General features: G+C 68.3%; 20 protein-coding genes. 17 read left to right on the top strand and 3 right to left on the bottom strand.

Annotated elements, in window-relative coordinates:
* Window positions 1-45: 45 nt before the first annotated feature.
* Entirely contained in the window at window positions 46-540 is a 495-nt protein-coding gene (locus A5711_RS09340) for a MarR family winged helix-turn-helix transcriptional regulator (RefSeq protein ID WP_067945706.1), read from the bottom strand.
* Between the two features lie 307 nt (window positions 541-847).
* On the opposite strand from A5711_RS09340, the gene A5711_RS09335 reads away from it, so the two are divergent.
* From A5711_RS09335 to A5711_RS09265, 15 genes are all read left to right on the top strand, one after another.
* Window positions 848-1,969 (top strand): polyprenyl synthetase family protein, encoded by a 1,122-nt coding sequence (locus A5711_RS09335; protein ID WP_082974309.1) that lies wholly within the window; start codon window positions 848-850, stop codon window positions 1,967-1,969.
* 27 nt (window positions 1,970-1,996) lie between these two features.
* Window positions 1,997-3,529, top strand: coding sequence for a phytoene desaturase family protein (gene crtI / locus A5711_RS09330; protein ID WP_067945704.1), 1,533 nt, complete (start codon window positions 1,997-1,999; stop codon window positions 3,527-3,529).
* Complete coding sequence (locus tag A5711_RS09325; RefSeq protein WP_067945702.1) at window positions 3,526-4,482, top strand: phytoene/squalene synthase family protein; 957 nt, start codon at window positions 3,526-3,528, stop codon at window positions 4,480-4,482. Before crtI ends, A5711_RS09325 begins: the two co-directional genes overlap by 4 nt.
* Entirely contained in the window at window positions 4,479-4,802 is a 324-nt protein-coding gene (locus A5711_RS09320; RefSeq protein WP_067945700.1) for a lycopene cyclase domain-containing protein, read from the top strand. The genes A5711_RS09325 and A5711_RS09320 overlap by 4 nt, the downstream gene beginning before the upstream one ends.
* Window positions 4,799-5,110, top strand: coding sequence for a lycopene cyclase domain-containing protein (locus A5711_RS09315; RefSeq protein WP_067945698.1), 312 nt, complete (start codon window positions 4,799-4,801; stop codon window positions 5,108-5,110). The genes A5711_RS09320 and A5711_RS09315 overlap by 4 nt, the downstream gene beginning before the upstream one ends.
* Complete coding sequence (locus A5711_RS09310) at window positions 5,097-5,819, top strand: class I SAM-dependent methyltransferase (RefSeq protein WP_067945696.1); 723 nt, start codon at window positions 5,097-5,099, stop codon at window positions 5,817-5,819. Before A5711_RS09315 ends, A5711_RS09310 begins: the two co-directional genes overlap by 14 nt.
* Window positions 5,816-7,351: an FAD-dependent oxidoreductase gene (locus A5711_RS09305; protein ID WP_067945694.1), complete on the top strand. Its 1,536-nt coding sequence runs from the start codon at window positions 5,816-5,818 to the stop codon at window positions 7,349-7,351. The genes A5711_RS09310 and A5711_RS09305 overlap by 4 nt, the downstream gene beginning before the upstream one ends.
* Window positions 7,348-8,358, top strand: coding sequence for a DUF5914 domain-containing protein (locus tag A5711_RS09300; RefSeq protein ID WP_067945692.1), 1,011 nt, complete (start codon window positions 7,348-7,350; stop codon window positions 8,356-8,358). Before A5711_RS09305 ends, A5711_RS09300 begins: the two co-directional genes overlap by 4 nt.
* 10 nt (window positions 8,359-8,368) lie before the next feature.
* Window positions 8,369-8,728, top strand: a complete 360-nt coding sequence (locus A5711_RS09295; RefSeq protein ID WP_067945736.1) for a DUF2784 domain-containing protein — start codon at window positions 8,369-8,371, stop codon at window positions 8,726-8,728.
* Between the two features lie 344 nt (window positions 8,729-9,072).
* Window positions 9,073-9,366, top strand: coding sequence for a lipopolysaccharide assembly LapA domain-containing protein (locus A5711_RS09290; protein ID WP_067945689.1), 294 nt, complete (start codon window positions 9,073-9,075; stop codon window positions 9,364-9,366).
* 172 nt (window positions 9,367-9,538) lie between these two features.
* Window positions 9,539-9,967 (top strand): hypothetical protein, encoded by a 429-nt coding sequence (locus tag A5711_RS09285; RefSeq protein ID WP_067945687.1) that lies wholly within the window; start codon window positions 9,539-9,541, stop codon window positions 9,965-9,967.
* The gene (locus A5711_RS09280) at window positions 9,967-11,448 is read left to right on the top strand and encodes a DUF2867 domain-containing protein (RefSeq protein WP_067945685.1); all 1,482 of its coding nucleotides are present in this window, start codon (window positions 9,967-9,969) and stop codon (window positions 11,446-11,448) included. The genes A5711_RS09285 and A5711_RS09280 overlap by 1 nt, the downstream gene beginning before the upstream one ends.
* 13 nt (window positions 11,449-11,461) lie before the next feature.
* Window positions 11,462-11,677 carry a DUF2945 domain-containing protein gene (locus tag A5711_RS09275; protein WP_067945683.1) on the top strand — a complete coding sequence of 72 codons (216 nt, stop codon included), beginning with the start codon at window positions 11,462-11,464 and terminating at the stop codon, window positions 11,675-11,677.
* Window positions 11,678-11,685: 8 nt separating this feature from the next.
* Window positions 11,686-12,021, top strand: coding sequence for a DUF3140 domain-containing protein (locus A5711_RS09270; protein ID WP_067945681.1), 336 nt, complete (start codon window positions 11,686-11,688; stop codon window positions 12,019-12,021).
* Window positions 12,022-12,126: 105 nt separating this feature from the next.
* A complete protein-coding gene (locus A5711_RS09265; RefSeq protein WP_067945679.1) occupies window positions 12,127-12,711 on the top strand; it encodes a MarR family winged helix-turn-helix transcriptional regulator in 585 nt (194 codons plus the stop codon).
* Here the strand turns inward: A5711_RS09265 and A5711_RS09260 are convergent.
* Together A5711_RS09260 and fni are read right to left on the bottom strand one after the other, a co-directional pair.
* Window positions 12,708-13,958 carry a glycosyltransferase gene (locus A5711_RS09260; protein ID WP_067945677.1) on the bottom strand — a complete coding sequence of 417 codons (1,251 nt, stop codon included), beginning with the start codon at window positions 13,956-13,958 and terminating at the stop codon, window positions 12,708-12,710. The genes A5711_RS09265 and A5711_RS09260 overlap by 4 nt on opposite strands.
* Before the next feature lie 11 nt (window positions 13,959-13,969).
* Window positions 13,970-14,995, bottom strand: a complete 1,026-nt coding sequence (gene fni / locus A5711_RS09255) for a type 2 isopentenyl-diphosphate Delta-isomerase (RefSeq protein ID WP_156673438.1) — start codon at window positions 14,993-14,995, stop codon at window positions 13,970-13,972.
* Window positions 14,996-15,164: 169 nt separating this feature from the next.
* Between fni and A5711_RS09250 the strand changes: the two genes are divergently transcribed.
* Both A5711_RS09250 and A5711_RS09245 read left to right on the top strand, forming a co-directional pair.
* Window positions 15,165-17,261 (top strand): MMPL family transporter, encoded by a 2,097-nt coding sequence (locus A5711_RS09250; RefSeq protein WP_082975689.1) that lies wholly within the window; start codon window positions 15,165-15,167, stop codon window positions 17,259-17,261.
* Window positions 17,258-17,737 carry a TspO/MBR family protein gene (locus A5711_RS09245; RefSeq protein ID WP_067945671.1) on the top strand — a complete coding sequence of 160 codons (480 nt, stop codon included), beginning with the start codon at window positions 17,258-17,260 and terminating at the stop codon, window positions 17,735-17,737. The genes A5711_RS09250 and A5711_RS09245 overlap by 4 nt, the downstream gene beginning before the upstream one ends.
* The last annotated feature ends 9 nt before the right edge of the window (window positions 17,738-17,746 follow it).

The following is a 17,746-nucleotide window of genomic DNA, read 5'->3' as shown; positions in this document are numbered from 1 at the left end:
CCGGCAATGCCGTCAAACCGCAAAAAGCCAGCTCGGAGGTGCCGCTCATGGCCGGGGGTCGCTTACGTCGCCCTGGAATCGCTGCATCGCGTGGATCATCGCGCCGAGCACCCGGTGGGCCGCCATCAAGTCCGCGTCGGGCAGCTCCTCCAGGGCGACCCGGGTGAGGGCGCCCAGCGGACTGAAGAACGACTTGGCAGTAGCCAGGCCGGTTTCGCCATGCCGCAGGACGACCTTGCGACGATCGTCCGGGTGTGAATCGCGGCGGATGTGTCCCGAATCGATCAACCGATCGACGAGGTAGGTGATGGCCGAACCCGACAGCCCCATCCGCTGGCTTAGATCACCAGAGGTCATCGGGCGACCCGCGTCCTCTGCCACCATGACATACATCAATGCGCGGAAGTCGTTGGGCCGCAGATGATTCGACATCGCGAACTGCCGCCCGATCTGGTCGGATTCGGCTGATATCTCTCGCAGATCGGCAGAGATCAGCGACTCCAGCGCATCGCGGCTCCAGCGCTGCCCGTCAGCTTCCATAAGAATGTGAGCATATCCCTGAACCGCCAAACAGTTAAGTTCGTTAATGGTTAATTGAATGAAGTGATCCTCGGTGATGGACCGGCCGGGAGCGAACGGCCGAAGCGACGCCGCTTTACCAGCCGCTCCCGACTGGCGGGCCGAGGAGAGCTTCAGTAAGTTAATGTTTAAGTTTTTGAAGGTGATGGGTAAGGTCTTCCGAGGTCCAGAAGGGTCGATCGGAGCGGTTCAGAGCTGTCGGACCGCGTTGTTTGAGCCGATCTAACCTGGGAATGCCAAGCCGGCCAGGAGGGAGCGCGTGGCCAAGATGGGTGCTTTGTCGTTGACACCCGCCACAGATTCGCCGGTGATCGCGGCGGAACGGCCAGATGTGCAGGACTTCGACGAGTGGCGCTCGCACGTGCGATACGCAGTTCTCGCCCACCTCGCCGACTTCATCGCGCCGCGGCGTCGCGAGCTTGACGACACGCGCATCGACGCCGCGAGCGACATCCTGACAACGTTCATTTCCAGCGGCAAATGCGTGCGGTCGACCTTCGCGTATCTGGGATGGCTGTGCGGTGGCGCGCCCGGCGAGTCCGCGTTGCGGGCGGCCGCCAGTTTCGAGTTGCTACACGTGTTTGCGCTGCTGCAAGACGATGTCATGGACGGTTCGCCCGAACGGCGGGGGCGGCCCTCGGCACACATTCGATTCGCCCAATGGCACCGCGAGCGCGGGTTATCCGGCTCGTCTCGGCGGTTCGGCGAATCGGCCGCCATCCTGCTGGGTGACCTCTGCCTGATCTGGTCCGAACAGATGCTGCGCGAGAGCGGTGTCGAATCCGCGGGCGTGCAGCGGGCGTGGCCCCGCTACGACACGATGCGCACCGAGCTGGCGATGGGTCAGTTCGGCGACCTGACGAGCGACGTCCGGCACATGCCTTCGCTGGAGGCCGTCCTCGACGTGGCGCGGCGCAAGTCGGGCAACTACACCGTGCGGCGGCCCCTAGAGATCGGGGCGGCGATGTCCGGTTGCGACGATCGAACGATGACACGGTTGGGCCGGTACGGCGCCGCCGTCGGGGAAGCGTTCCAGCTTCGCGATGACGTCCTCGGCGTCTTCGGCTCGCCGGCGACCACGGGGAAGCCGTGTTCCGGAGATCTGCTGGAACGCAAGGCAACTAGCGTGGTGGTGACAGCACACCAGCTGGCCGATCCGACGACCCGCGCAGAAATGAACGAATTGATGTACGGGCATGTCCTCGACGACGATGCGCTCGATCGGTGGAAGGCGTTGATCGTCAAGACCGGGGCCCTCGCGATGATCGAGGAGATGATCAGCGACCGCGTCGCGTCGGCGCGCGACCACCTTGGCGACACCCCGATCGGCGAACCCGTCCGTGCCGCGCTGGACAAAATGGCGGCCGCCTGTACGGATCGCGTCGAATGAGCGCCACAAGTTTGGGAGCATGCTGATATGCGGACCATCAAAGGACGCAGCGAGCACGTAGTGGTGATCGGCGCCGGCCTGGCGGGACTGTCCGCCGCGTTGCACCTGGCGGGGCGGGGGCGGGCGGTCACGGTGGTCGAGCGCGAAGCGTGGCCGGGCGGCCGCGCCGGCCGGCTCGACATCGACGGCTACCGCATCGACACCGGGCCGACGGTGATAACGATGCCGGACATCATCGATGAGACTTTGGCGGCCGTGGGGCAGAGCCGGTCGGGTCGGCTGGAGCTGCTGCCGCTTGATCCGGCCTACCGGGCGGTGTTCGCCGACGGCAGTGCGCTCGACGTGCACACCGATGCCGACCGGATGGCAACCGCCATTGAAGAGTTCGCTGGCTTCGGGCAGGCAGCGGGCTACCGGAGGCTGCGTGAGTGGCTGAAGCGGTTGTACCGAATCGAATTCGACGGGTTCATCGCCGCCAATTTCGATTCCCCGCTGGCGTTGCTCACGCCGCAGTTGGCGCGGCTGGCCGCGATCGGCGGGTTCCGCAAGTGGGATCGGGTAGTAAGGCGCCACATCAGCGATCCCCGGCTGCAGCGGGTCTTCACTTTTCAATCGCTGTACGCCGGTGTGGCGCCGCGCAACGCTCTGGCGGTGTACGCGGTCATCGCGTACATGGACACCATCGCGGGCGTGTTCTTTCCGCGCGGGGGCGTTCGCGCGCTGCCCGACGCCCTTGCCGCGGCGGCCGTCGACGCCGGGGTCCAATTCCGTTACAACGCGACGGTGACCGGGCTCGACCGCGTCGGAGGGCGGGTCAGCGCCGTGCGAACGGATCGCTTGGACCCCATCAGCTGCGACGCGGTGGTGCTGACCACCGAATTGCCGAAGACCTATGAATTGTTGGGCCACACACCGCGTCGCCCCGTGCGGCTGCGGCCGGCGCCTTCGGCGGTCGTGGCGCACCTGGGCTGCCGCCGCGTCGCGCCGGACACAGCGCATCACACCATCCTGTTCGGTGACTCCTGGGATCAGACGTTCACCGACATCATCCGCGACGGACGGCTGATGCGGGATCCGTCGCTCCTGGTCACCCGCCCCACCGCCAGCGACCCGACGCTGGCCCCCGACGGGCGCGACCTGCTCTACGTGCTCGCCCCGGCACCGAACCTGGATCGCGGGAACATCGACTGGGGCAGCGTCGGCGATCTCTACGTCCACGACCTCATCGGCGACGTGGCGGCGCGGTTGTTGCCCGGGTTGCCCGGAGACGCAACGGTATTGGACGTCGTCACACCCGCGGACTGGGCGCGGCAGGGCATGGCCGCGGGCAGCCCATTCGCGCTGGCCCACACCTTCGGGCAGACCGGACCGTTCCGGCCGGCCAACATGGTGCGCGGCGTCGAGAATGCGGTGCTCGCCGGGTCGTCAACCGTCCCCGGTGTCGGTGTGCCCACCACGCTGATCTCGGGCCGGCTCGCCGCGGACCGCGTCACCGGCTCCAATGCCGGCCGAACCGACCGGATGGCGACACACCACGACATGGGAGCCGGGTTGACATGATCCGCAGCGAATTGGACGCGGCCGGAATCGACGATCCACGCCTGCGCGAGGGGTATCGGCGCTGCCGCGAACTCAACGCCGCGCACGGCCGCACCTTCTTCCTGGCCACCCGCCTGCTGGCGCCCGACCAGCGTCCGGCGGTGCACGCCCTCTACGGTTTCGCGCGCTACGCAGACGACATCCTCGACGACCTGGATCCCCAGCTGCGCACCGACATTCGCAGCACGAGACTCCAGCAACTGGCCGATCAGTTCTTTTCAGGCGGAGACCATTTGGACAATCCCGTGCTCGCCGCGGTGACCCACACCGCGCGCAGGTACCGGATCGGCATCGAATTGTTCGACGACTTCCTGGCGTCGATGCGGATGGATCTCACGGTCACCGACTATCCGGACCGCGAGGCGCTCAACCTCTACATGCGCGGTTCCGCCGAAGCCATTGGCCTGCAGGTCCTTCCGGTGCTGGGCACGGTGGTGCCGGTCGAGGAGGCCGCGCCCTATGCCGCCGCGCTGGGCAGGGCGTTCCAGCTCACCAACTTCCTGCGCGACATCGACGAAGACCTGCTGCGGCAACGGGTCTACCTGCCGGCCGACGAACTGGCCGCCCACGGAGTCGACCGCGAGCTGTTGACCTGGTGTCACCAACACCGCCGCACCGATCCGCGGGTCAAGGAGGCGCTGGCGGCCCAACACGAGATCACCCGGGAGACTTACCGTTTCGCCGCTCCCGGTATCGCCATGCTCAGCCCCCGCTCGCAACCGTGCGTCGCGGCCGCGGCGGCGTTGTACTCGGAGATCCTGGATCGCATCGAAGAAAGCGACTACGCGGTTTTCAATCACCGGGCGACGGTCGGCAAGGCTCGACGACTGCAGGTCGCGGGCATCGGGCTGATACGGTCGTGGCGGGCGCGCAATGGTTCGCCCGGTGTTTCGGATCCCCCGGGGGCCGCATGACCGATCGCTGGCAATATCTGTTGGTCCTGGCCGCATGCCTGGCCATCACCGCGCCCCTGGAGATGTTCGGTCCCGGCGTTTACCGGCAATGGCGCCGGCTGGTGACGGCGGTCTGGCCCGTGGCCGCGGTATTCCTGCTCTGGGACGAGATCGCCATCGCCGCGCACGTGTGGACGTACAACGGCGCCTACATCACCGGCCTGAGCATCCCGTTCCACGTGCCGATCGAAGAGGTGCTGTTCTTCATCGTCATCCCGATCTGCGCGCTGCTCACCTACAACGCCGTCAGCACCATTTTGGAAAGGGTCAACCGCCGATGACGGGAGTGGGCTACACCGTTCCGGCCGTGGCGGCGGTATTGGCCGTGATTGCGCTGGAATTGGCGGTGCTGCGCACGGGGCTCTTCCGGCGGCCGGCCTACTGGCTGTCGATGCTGATCATTCTCGGCTTCCAGGTCCCGGTCGACGGCTGGCTGACCAAGCTCAGCTCCCCCATCGTCAGCTACGACCCTCGACACATCACCGGCCTGCGTTTCCCGTTCGACATCCCGGTCGAGGATTTCTTGTTCGGCTTCGCGCTGGCCACCGCCGTGCTGCTGGGATGGGAACGCCAACGTGCGCGTCGATGAGGCGCGTCCCACGCCCGACCAGTTGTCGGCCGCGTTCGATGCGGGAGCGACCGCCTATGACCGGCTGGTCGGCGCCAGCCCCGGCTACCACGACCAACTGCTGCTCTCCGCCCGCCGCATGCGAATCCGCGACCGCGGCAAGGGCTTACGGCTGCTCGACGCCGGGTGCGGCACCGGCGCCTCGACGGCCGCTCTGCTGGCCGTGGCGCCCGAGGCCGACATCGTCGCCGTCGACGCGTCCCGGGGCATGCTCGACGCGGCGCAAGCCAAGGACTGGCCACCGTCGGTGCGATTCGTGCACACCCCCGTCGAGCAATTGGCCGAGCACGGCGTCACCGGACCGTTCGACGGCATCCTGGCCGCCTACCTGATCCGCAACCTCGCCGACCGGGACGGGCAATTGCGGAAACTCCGGATGCTGCTGCGCCCCGGCGCCACCCTGGCGGTGCACGAATACTCGGTGCGCGACTCCGCCGCCGCCACCCGAATCTGGCATGCCGTGTGCTGGGGCATCATCATTCCCGCCGGGTGGTGGCGCACCCGGGACACGGCGCTGTACCGCTACCTGTGGCGCAGCGTGCTGGAGTTCGACGGCGCGGCACGATTCCGCGCCCGCCTCGCCGATGCAGGCTTCACCGCGGTGCACAGCGAAACGATGCCCGGCTGGGAGGCCAACATCGTGCACACCTTCCTGGCGGATGCGCCATGACAGCCATCGGTACCGACCGGCGACGCGAAACACTTCCCGCGACAACCGGATTGCCGGACGCGAATGCGCTGGCGTCACGACCCCGGGTGGTCGTCGTGGGCGGCGGCATCGCGGGCCTGACCGCCGCCACCGGACTGGCCGAACGCGGCGTCGCCGTCGAGGTGATCGAGCGCGAACATTACCTGGGCGGCCGGGTGGGCGGCTGGACGGAGCAGCACGGTGGCACCGGCCTGGCGATGAATCGCGGCTTCCACGCGTTCTTCCGCCAGTACTACAACCTGCGGGCCCTGCTCGGACGCATCGATCCGCACTTGCGAATGCTCACGCCCGTGGCCGACTATCCGCTCATCGACGGGGCGGGCCGGCGCGACACCTTCCGGGGGTTGCCGCGGACCCCGCCGTGGAACGCGGTGGCCTTCGCGGCGCGCAGCCCGACCTTCCGGCTCCGCGACTTCCTTGAGATCGACGCTCGCGCGGCCGCGCCCCTGGCGGCGGTGTCGGTGCCGGGAATCTATGAGCGCCTCGACCACTTCGACGCCGCGACGTTCCTGAAGAGCATCCGATTCCCGCAGGCGGCAAGGCATCTCGCATTCGAGGTGTTCTCCCGCAGCTTCTTCGCCGACCCCGCCAAACTTTCCGCGGCTGAACTGGCGACCATGTTCCACATCTACTTCCTCGGATCGTCCGAGGGCCTGATCTTCGACGTCCCCACGTCGAACTACGACAGCGCCCTATGGGATCCGCTACGGCGCTACCTCGAGGCGCGGGGCGTGCGCTTTCGCCTCGGCACCGGCGCCTCGCAGATCGACACGAGGCCGTCGGAACCGTTCCGGGTGCATACCGATTCGGGCGACCACATCAAGGCGGATGCCGTGGTGCTCGCCACCGACGTGACCGGTTTGCAGCGCATCGTCGCGGCATCGACCGGGCTGGCAACCGACGACTGGCGCGCACAGATCGCGCAGCTGCGCACCGCACCGCCATTCGCCGTGTATCGGTTGTGGCTCGACCGGCCCGTCAACGCCGGGCGGCCGGCGTTCCTGGGCACGGCCGGCCACGAACCACTGGACAACATCAGCGTGCTGGAGCGCTACGAACTTCAGGCCGCGGAATGGGCACGCGCTCACCGCGGGTCCGTCGTCGAATTGCACTCGTACGCCCTCGATGCCGAGCCGTCGCGCGCCGCCATGCTGCGCCAGCTGCACAAGATCTATCCGGAAACCGCGGCGGCGCAAGTCGTTTGCGAACAGCTCCTGCAACGCAACGATTGCCCGCTGTTTTCGCCCGGATCGTATGCGCACCGCCCCCCGGTGGTCACGCCGCAGCCCGGTCTGCTGTTGGCCGGCGACGCCGTCCGCGTCGATCTGCCCGTGGCGCTGATGGAGCGCGCCGCGACCACGGGATGGTGCGCGGCGAACCATTTGCTGGGAAGATGGGGGCTGGCCGGTCACCCGTTGGTCACGGTACCCACCCGCGGCCGGTCACCCCTGTTGCGATGGCTCGCCAGCCGCGAAGGACGCGCCCAGAGATGAATATTCGTGAACAGCTGCAACACCTGTGGCCGGCCACCCGAGCGAAAGACTGGCCGTTGCAGGTGATTCCGCGTACGCCGTGGGCCGAGCAACGCCCGACCTACCGGGACGCGCAGCCGGCCATCATCGACGGCGCGCTGGAACGCGCCCAGCAAAGACCGACGGGGAACTGGTTCGCGTTCGCAGGCAGCGCCGACGTGCGCCCCGGGCGACCGTTCGGCGCCCGGGTCGCTGGAGTCGAACTCGTCGCCTGGCGCGACGCCGACGACCGGCTTTGTGTCGGGCCCCGTAGTTGCCCGCACCTGGGGGCCGATCTGGCCACCGGGACCGTGCACTGCGGCACTCTGATCTGCAGATGGCACGGGCTGGCCCTGGATGGTCGCGCGGGTGAATTCGGCTGGAGCCCCTTGCCCAGCCACGACGACGGCACCCTGGTTTGGGTGCGGCTCGACAGCGTGGGTGGGGAGGCCCCGTTGGATGAGCCGGTGATCCCGGCCCGGCCGGCCGGCGACATCCTGGCCGCCGTCGCCCGCACTGTGGGCGTGTGCGAGCCCGCCGACGTCATCGCCAATCGGCTTGACCCCTGGCACGGCGCGTGGTTCCACCCGTACTCGTTCGCCCGGCTCGAAGTGCTCACCACGCCAACCGAACACATCGATCGGTTCCTGGTGGCGGTGACCTTCCGGATGGGCCGGCTGGGCGTTCCCGTTGTCGCGGAGTTCAGCTGCCCCGAGGCACGCACCATCGTGATGCGCATCGTGGACGGCGAGGGAACCGGCAGCACGGTGGAAACGCACGCCACGCCGGTCGGGTCATGCCCCGACGGGCGGCCACGCACCGCCGTGCTGGAAGCCACCATCGCGCACTCGGACCGTCCCGGGTTCAAGCGGGCGTCCCGGGCGGCCCCGCTGATCACACCGCTCATGCGCTTCGCGGCCGGCAGGCTCTGGCGCGACGATCTCGCCTACGCCGAGCGCCGCTACCAGGTGCGTGCCGGCCTCGGCTGACGGCTCGGCCATGCGAAGAGGGTATGCCGCCGCGGTCGTGGTGACGGTCGCCGTGCACCTTGCGTACCTGGCCTACGTACCCTCGGGCGGCTTCCTCGCGCTGCGCTGGCCGCGCACCATCGTGCTGCACCGGGCGGCAGTCGCCTGGGGCGCCGCCGTCGTCGGGCTCAAGCTGCCCTGCCCGTTGACATCACTGGAATCATGGGCCCGTCGCCGCGCCGACATGGATCCCTTGCCCAGCACGGGGTTCGTCGACCGCTACGTCGCAGGGTTTGTCGTTCCGTCCGGCCGCATCGGCGTCGCTCAGGCATTCGCGTTCCTGTCGGCCGCCGTCTCCTGGGGCCTGTTCGCGAGACGCGTCAGCCGTTGAGGCCGGCCTGCGGCCGCGGCGCGCCCGCCCATGAGGCATCCGTGACGGGGGGCACCGCGTCGGGTTGACTCCGGCCAGACTGGCGTTGCCGCGTTCGTTGCCACACGGCCCAAGTGAGCGCCGAAAGCAGAACGGCCGAAACGATCAAAGTCGGCCAGAGGGCCAACTGCGCAAGCCACAGGTCTCGTTGTAACCGCATCACTTTGCGCCGGCCGCGCCAGACACGCTGCGGTACCTCTTTCACAGTCATCGCAGGCCACATACCCCGGAGCCGACGGATTAAACGACAGGGCATTCGAGGTCTCAACGTGTTTGGACCATTGCGTGAGGGGCTAGTCACCAGCATGAGCACCGAGTCCCACATTCCCACCGAGCCGTCATCGCGATCGTTCACCCGGCTGGCGGCCGCGTGGTGGGCGCTTGTCGTCGGCCTGGTGATCTTGATCGTTCTACTTATCTTCGTCGCGCAGAACACCGAATCCATCACCGTCCACTTCCTTGGCTTCCACTGGAACCTGCCCGTCGGAGTGGGCTACCTATTGGCGGCGGTTGCCGGGGCAACCACAACGGTGCTCGTCGGCGCCGCGCGGATCATCCAGCTCCGCAGGGCGACCAAAAAGCATCTCAAGGCGCTTTGATCCCCGGCGCCAAAGCCCTTGCTCGGCAAGCACTCACGAGTGAACCATTCTGGCGAAGCGGGCGTTATTCCAGTAACTTAACTATTAAGTGATTTAAGTTACGGATGCCGGTTCCGGGGATTCGGCCCCTATTCCACGGGGAATGCCTTAACGACCGGTCGGGGAGGAAGCCATGGATCACGCAGAAACGAGCGACGCCGTCGCCGAGGCGGTCGGCAAAGTCACCGAGGCCCTCGAAACCGTCGAGCGCGCCCGGGGCCACCTGTATTCCTTCCACCAGCTGACCGGGCGGGCCGACCTGCAACTCGACGCCGCGGTCGCCCAGCTGAACGAGCTGGGGCACTCCGACCTGGCGCGACACATCAGCGTCGAACTGGTCGGGCGCAACGTGTTACCGGGACGGTGGACGTTTCAGGTCGTCGACGATTACGACGACGGCTACTACCGATGCTTCCGAGAAGTGGAACGCCTGGTGCGGAGCCGGCTCACCGCCGGTAGTCGCCACGTTTACGAAGCACAGCTCAAGGAGCGCCGGCGCACGTCGGGGCATCCTGCCCATACCGCCAGCCCCAACGACAGCTCAGCTGAAGGAGCGAATTGATGCACTGCGTCGTGTTCGGCGCCACGGGATACCTGGGCACGCGGCTCATCCCGGAGCTGCTCGAGAAGGGGCACACCGTGCGCGTGCTGGCCCGAGACCCCGCCAAGCTTGACGACGTCGCCTGGCGCGGCCAGGTAGACGTCGTTGCCGGCGACGTCATCGACGCCACCGCCGTGGGCCGGGCACTGGAAGGTCAGCAAGTCTTGTACTACCTGGTGCATTCGCTGATGCGGCCCGACTTCGTGGACTTCGACGAACGCGCGGCCCGCAACGTCGCCGAGTGCGCGGCCCGGGCGGGGCTGTCGCGCATCGTCTACGTCGGCGGCATCACGCCCGACGGGCAGAAGCTCTCCGATCACCTGGCCTCACGCGCGCAAGTCGGGCGCCTGCTACGGATTTCGGGCGTGCCCTCCGTTGAATTGCGCGCGGCCGCCATCATCGGGGCGGGGTCGGCCAGCTTCGAGATGCTGCGGTACCTCACCGAGCGGCTGCCGCTGATCGTGGCGCCGCGATGGTTGCGTACCTGCGTCCAGCCCATCGCGGTGCGCGACGTCCTCTACTACCTGGTCCGCGCGGCGGAGCTGCCCGCGGAGGTGAACCGGCCATTCGACATCGGCGGACCGGACCGCTTCACCTACACCGAAATGATCCGCAAGTACGCCGTGATCGCGGGCCTGCCCCGGCGGCCCGCGGTGCCTGTGCCCCTATTGACGCCACGGCTGTCGGCGCCGTGGGTCGACATGCTCACCCCAATTCCTCGCCAACTGGCCGTCTCGCTGATGGAGTCGCTGGAAAACGACGTGGTGTGCGCCAACCACGACATCGCCCGGTACATACCCGATCCCGACGGCGGGCTCACCCACTACGAGGAGGCCGTCGAACTCGCCCTGGGGCACGTGCGCGAAAAAGATCTGCGCACCCGGTGGTCGCGCGCCGACATGAATGGTGCACCCTCCCAGCCGCTGCCCACCGACCCGCAGTGGGCCGGCGGATCGCTGTATGAGGATGTGCGCCAACGCCATAGCCGCACCGACCCCGAAACGCTATGGCGGGCCATCCAAACGGCCGTCGCGGAGCGCAACTGGTCGGCGTTTCCGTTGGAATGGCCCCTGCGCGGCTGGATCAACGGCGCGCTGGGCGCCGTGCGGTTTCTGCGCCGGCCGCTGGACGGGCAGCAACTGCACGAGGGCGAGGCCCTGGACTGGTGGCGGGTGGAGCGCATCGACACGCCGCGGCTGCTCCGACTGCGCGCTGATATCCCGCTGCCCGGGCGCCTCTGGCTGGAGCTGTCGGCGAGCCCCGCCGGCAACGGCGGATCCCAGTACCGCCAGCGGGCGTTGTTTCAGCCTTATGGCCTTGCAGGGCAGATCTTTTGGAACGCGGCAGCGCCCTACCGCGACGTGGTGTTCGGCGGCATCGCCCGCGACGTCACCGCCACCGCGCGCGGTGGCGTAACGCCGGCGGCGGCTCCGTCATGTTGAAAGGAGAAGCGACATGGGTGACAAGAAATTTCAGGAGGGCGACAAGGTCGAGTGGCGCAGCCACGGCAGCACCGTCCGGGGAACGGTGGAGCGCGAAATCACCTCGGACACCGAGGCCGCCGGACGCACCGTGCGCGCCTCCGAAGACGAGCCGCAGTACCAGGTCCGCAGCGACAAGACGGGCGCGGACGCGGTGCACAAACCCAGCGCGCTGCGCCGCCGGGACTGAGGTCGAAGATGGCCGACGATGACGACGAGACGACCTGGGACAGCTTCCGGAAGACGGTCAACATGACCGCTGGCGAGCTGGAGAAGTGGCTCGCGACCGAGCAGTCGCAGAGTGTGGGACAGACGCGGGGCGGCGATGAGTCGACCGGCCATGCCAGCGGTCGCCGCATTGTCGAGATACTCCGGGCCAAACGGGGTGACCTCGCGGCCGACGACTACGCGCACATGCGCAAGGTCGTCGGCTACGCCAAGCGCCACCTGGCGCAACGCCCCCGGGGCGACATCGCCGAGAGCGCTTGGCGCTACTCCCTGATGAACTGGGGCCACGACCCGACCAAGTCCTGAACGGGCCAATCCGGCGCAAATGCGAGACACTTGGCGGGGTACGCGGACCGCGCGCGGCGGTCGCCGATACGCTGGGCGGCGAATCTTGCAGAAGGACACAGGTAAGTGACCAAGCGCGGCGCCTCTGATCGACGACTAGACCGAGCCGAACTCGAGAAGTTGATGTCGGCCGACATGCGCGCACTCACAGCGCAATCGGACCGCATCGGACGGCACTTCGCCCGTCAGCACGATGTCGGCGGCACCGACTTGCACGCCTTGCTGCACATCATGGTCGCCGAAACCGCCGGGACGCCGCTGACGCCGGCCCAGTTGCGACAACGGCTGGACGTGTCGCCCGCCGCGATCACCTACCTGGTTGACCGAATGATCGACTCCGGGCACCTTCGGCGCGAGCCCGATCCCGTCGACCGGCGCAAGACGCTGCTGCGTTACGAAGAACCCGGCATGGAGCTGGCCCGCTCGTTCTTCACCCCACTCGGCGCGGAACTGCGCGCGGCCCTTGCCGACCTGTCCGACCGCGATCTGGCCGCAGCACATCGGGTTTTCCTGGCGATGATGGAGGCCATGTCCACCTTCGAATCGCAATTCGACACGGCGGCCCCCAAACCTTCGGTGAACGAAGCCAAGCCCGCGCCAGCCAAGGGCCGGCGAAGGCCGGTGAGTAAGACCGGCGATCGCCCGGCCTAACGCACCGGCCGCCGGGCCGCCGGGCCGAGCACCCGCTGCTCGATCAGGTCCGCCCCGCGCTGCACACCTCCGGTCGCGGCGAACCCGGCAGCCACGCGGCGCGCGCCGTCCGCCATCGTCATCGCCGCCCGCACCTTCGCCCTCAGCCGCGCCACGGTGAGGCGTTTGGCAGCCAGGCGGGTGCCGCAGCGAGCGACCTCGACGCGCCGCGCGACCTCGGCCTGGTCCCGCGCGAACGGCACGACGCAGACGGGTACGCCGCGGTCGAGGGCTTTCAGCGTCGTTCCCATCCCCCCGTGTGTGATGGCGCAGCTGGCCCGCTCCAGCACCGCCCCGTGGGGGACGAAGCGGCTTATGGTCGCGTTGGGTGGCCGCGGAAGGTCGGGTGGTATGCCCGCGGGGAACGTCGCCACCACGTGGACCGGCTCATCGGCCAGCGCCCGAAGCGCGATTCGCCCCAGGGCGGCGTCGGGCTGTTTGATCGAGGACGTGTTCACCAGTACCACTGGCCGTTCGATGGCGGCGAGCCACTCCGGCGTGGCGCTCTGCGCGGGTTCGAAAACACACGCGCCGATGTGGTGAACCAAACCGGCCCAGCCGGGGTGCCGATACTCGAAGGGCTCGCCGCCGACGGCCAGCAGCAGCGGCGCGCGCCGCACGAAGTCGTCGACCGAGGCGACCGGCGCCACCCCCAGACCAGCGCGAATGGCGTTGACCCGCGGCAGCATTGGCCGGTCGAACAGGTGCCGGACGATCGGTCGAACCGAGGCGTCCCGGAAGTCGCCGACGATGCCGGGAAGCGGTCGAAAGCCCGGGCCGAAGGGCGGAACGCCACGGGACCGTAGGTACGGGGTGAAGGGCGAAAAGACCAGCCATGGGATGCTTCCGGCATCCGCGGCCGACATCGCCCCCCAGCAGTTCGCGTCCACGATGATGGCATCCGGCCGGACCGCATCGACCGCGCGCCGCAGATCCTCGACTTCGAGCACCGCGCGACGGCAGAGCACGTCGATGGTTGACTTCAACACTTCCAAGGCGTTTCGCGCCCGCCAGTCCTCGCCGACGATCGCCTCGATGTCGGGCGCGACGGGCTCGGCGTGCACGCCCACCCCCCGCATCGTCGCGACGCCGGCCGCCATAGTGCGGGCGTGAACCTCGTGACCGCGGGCGACGAGCTCGGCCAGCAGCGCCCCGACCGGCAGCAGGTGCCCGAGGGCCGGCGACCCGTAGGCCAGTATCACCGCCATCTCGCACGCCTCTACGAGACCGGCGTGAGGTCGAGGGCGCGCAACCCGGAAAGGCCGGCGACACCGCAGCCGTGCAGGCAGACGCGAAGCTCGTCGATGAACGGCTGCAGCCAATCAACAACGGCCGCAGCGGAATCGATCGCGGCCGGCAGCAGCGGCCGAGCCACCGCCACGACGTCGGCGCCCAACGCGATGGCCTTGGCCGCGTCCATCCCCGTGCGGATACCCCCCGAAGCCACCAGCGGAATCTCCGGCAGCACCTCCCGCACCTCGACGATCGCCGTCGCGGTCGGGATGCCCCAATCGGCCAGATGCGGGTACCGCAGCTCGCCGTAGCGGACGAACTGCTCGACCCGCGACCATGACGTGCCGCCGGCGCCCGCAACGTCTATCCCGGAAAGGGGCAGGTCCCCTTCGGCCCCAACCAGTTCCGCCGCCGCCACGCCGCCGATCCCGTGGCCGACCTCCTTGAGCAGCACCGGGCGATCTATCGCGTCGGCCACAGCTCGCAGCCTGGCCAACGACCCGGAGAAGTCCGTGTCACCGTTGCTCTGCATGGCTTCCTGCAACGGATTGGTGTGCACCGCAAGCGCATCGGCGCCCACCCGGTCGAGAGCCTTCGCGAGCTCGGGCACGGCGGCCTCGGTCAGCTGGGCCAGGCCGATGTTGCCGAACAGCAAGACATCCGGGGCCACATCACGAACCGTGAAGCTGGCCGCCGCCCGCTCGCCGAGCACGCTGTCGAGCATGATCCGCTGTGAGCCGAGCATCATCCCGACGCCAAGCTGTTGAGCGGCCGCGGCCAGATTCCGGTTGATGGTGCCCGACAACTCGGCGCCGCCGGTCATCGCACCGATGAGAACCGGCGACCGCAGGTTCGCACCGAAGAATTTGGTGGACAGGTCGATGTCACCGAGGCTGGTCTGGGTCAGCGCGTTGTAGGGCAACCGGTAGCGCTCCAGCCCCGTACTGAGCTGCTCATAGTTCACCTGCTCACCGAGGCACACGTCGATGTGCCGACGCTTGCGAGTGGTCATCGGCCCGCGGTCGGCCGTCACTGCGGGCACCCCGGCGCGACGAACCCCCGGCCCCTCACATCCATAATGTTCATAGTGCCCCTTGTTGCGTGCCGTCGGCGCCCTAATGCGTGACGATGCGTAATTTCAGTTGATTAATGTTTAACATACTGAAAGACTTCTCTTTGTGATGTGGGATGGCTTGGCCGCGGCCCTGACGGGGCGGCGATCGTGGCTGTTCGTGCTGGCTGCCCTGCTGCTCGGCATCGGTTTCATGGTGATCGTCGGCGCGAATGCGGCGGCGGGCCAGGCGCCGTTGTCTGTGCCGACGGCTTCCGATTCCGCCAGGGTCGACGCCCTGGCTCGCCAGTTTCCCGGCGGGGACCGCGTTCCATTGATCATGGTCGTCAGCCGCACCGACGGTGCCGCGCTCACCCCCGCCGACGTCACCGCCGCACAGGCGGCGCGCGACCGCATGCAGGCCGCCGTACGGCCGGACGTCGCCGCGGCGGCGGCACCGGCGCAGGTGTCGGCCGACGGCAAGGCGGCCGTCGGGGTGGTGCCGGTCAGCGCCGATCTGTCGGGCCTCACCCTGAGCGACACGGTCGCCAACCTGCGCAAGGCCGCCTCCACCGGCCTGCCGGCGGAGCTGCAGGCACACGTCACGGGCGGCCCGGCGTTCGGCGCCGACATCGCCGGCGCGTTCACCAACGCCAACATCACCCTGCTCGCGGTGACGGCCTCGGTGGTGGCCCTCCTGCTGATCGCCACCTATCGCTCCCCGGTGCTATGGCTGCTGCCGCTGGTGGTGGTCGGGTTCGCCGACCGGGTCGCGGCGGCGGTGGGTACGGCGGTGGCGTCGCTGACCGGGCTGAGCTTCGACGGGGCGACCTCTGGAATTACCAGTGTCCTGGTGTTCGGTGCGGGCACCAACTACGCGCTGCTGTTGATTTCGCGCTATCGGCAGGAGCTTCGGCACACGAGCGAACACCGAGAGGCCCTGCGTCGCGCGGTGCGGATGGCCGGGCCCGCGATCGTCGCCAGCAATGCCACCGTGGTGCTGGCGTTGCTCACCTTGCTGTTCGCCTCGACGCCGAGCACACGCAGCCTGGGCGCGCTCGCGGCGTGCGGACTCGTGGTCGCCGCGGTGTCGGCCCTGGTGATACTGCCACCGCTGCTGGGGCTGTGTGGCCGTCGATTGTTCTGGCCCTTCATTCCCCACCCCGAGGACCACCCGACCACGGATTCCGGTGCCTGGCATCGCATCGGGGAGTGGGTGAATCGGCGTCCGGCGCTGGTCGCGGCGGTCGCGGTCGCCGGTCTGGCGGCCCTTGCCACCGGTCTACTGGGCACGCGCATCGGTTTGTCGCAGACCGAGCAGTTCCGGGTTCACGCGGATTCGGTGACCGGTTACGACATTGTGGCCGGGCATTTTCCGGCCGGCCTGGCCAGCCCGACGCTCGTGGTCGCCCCCACCGATTCGCGGGTGCCGCAGGCCATCAAGGCGACCCCCGACGTGATCTCCTCCATCGATTCGGGCCACTCGGCGTCCGGGCTGACGAAGTGGTCGGTGGTGATCGATGCGCCGCCAGCCACCGATCGGGCGTTCAATACCATTGCCGCGCTGCGTGATACGACCAAGTCCGCCGACCCGGCGGCGCTGGTGGGCGGAGCGGATGCGCAGGCACTCGACGTCCGCAACGCGGCAACCCACGACCGGCATCTGCTGATCCCGGCGATTCTTGCGGTCATCCTCGTCGTGCTCTATGTCCTGCTGCGATCCGTACTCGCGCCGCCCACACTGCTCGCGGCGACGATTCTCGGGGCACTGGCCGCATTAGGCCTTGGCGGATGGGCCAGCAGCCACGTGTTCGGCTTTCCGGCGCTGGACAACAGCACGCCGCTGTTCGCCTTTCTCTTTCTGGCCGCCCTCGGGGTGGACTACACCATCTTTCTGGTCACCCGGGCGCGCGAGGAGTCCGCGCAGCGCGGCGCACGGGCGGGGATGGTCGCGGCGGTGTCGGCCACTGGCGGCGTCATCACCAGTGCGGGAATCGTGTTGGCCGCCGTCTTCTGCGTGCTGGGCGTGTTGCCGCTGATCGTACTCACCCAGCTGGGAATCATTGTCGGCCTGGGCATCCTGCTGGACACCTTCGTGGTCCGCACACTGGTCATCCCCGCGCTGTTCGCCGTCATCGGCGACCGTATCTGGTGGCCCGCCGTACCGAAACCCGCCAACACCGTTGCAGAACAAGCCGAATATCAACACGAACGGAGCGCCAAGTGAACAAGTCAACCCTGGCCGCGACGAGCCTCGCCGTGGCCGTCGCCGGCGGATCCGGAAGCATCGCGAGCGCCAAGGCCGTTCCCGCCTGGTACGCACGGCTGCGCAAGCCGCCCTACCAGCCCCCCAACGCCGCCTTCCCGGTGGCGTGGACCACCCTTTATGGCGACATCGCGGTCACGTCCGCGGTGGCCATCGACCGGTTTCGCGCGGCGGGACAATACGACAAGGCGCGCCGCTACACCGCGGCACTCGGGCTCAATCTTGTTCTCAACGCCGCATGGAGCTGGCTCTTCTTCCGTTTCCACAAACTCGGCGCCTCCGCGGTCGGTGCCGCCGCGCTGACGGCCAGCAGCGTCGACCTCACGCGTCGGACGGCGCAAGCCGACCCGCGGGCCGGACTGGCCCTGTCGGCGTATCCGCTGTGGTGCTCCTTCGCGACGGTCCTGGCCACCCATGTTTGGCGGCTGAACCGCTGAGGAAATCAT

The sequence above is a fragment of the Mycobacterium sp. E2238 genome (assembly GCF_001672665.1).
GTDB lineage: Bacteria > Actinomycetota > Actinomycetes > Mycobacteriales > Mycobacteriaceae > Mycobacterium.
The sequence above is the reverse complement of the archived record's forward strand: the minus strand, read 5'-3'. Positions and strand labels throughout refer to the sequence as shown.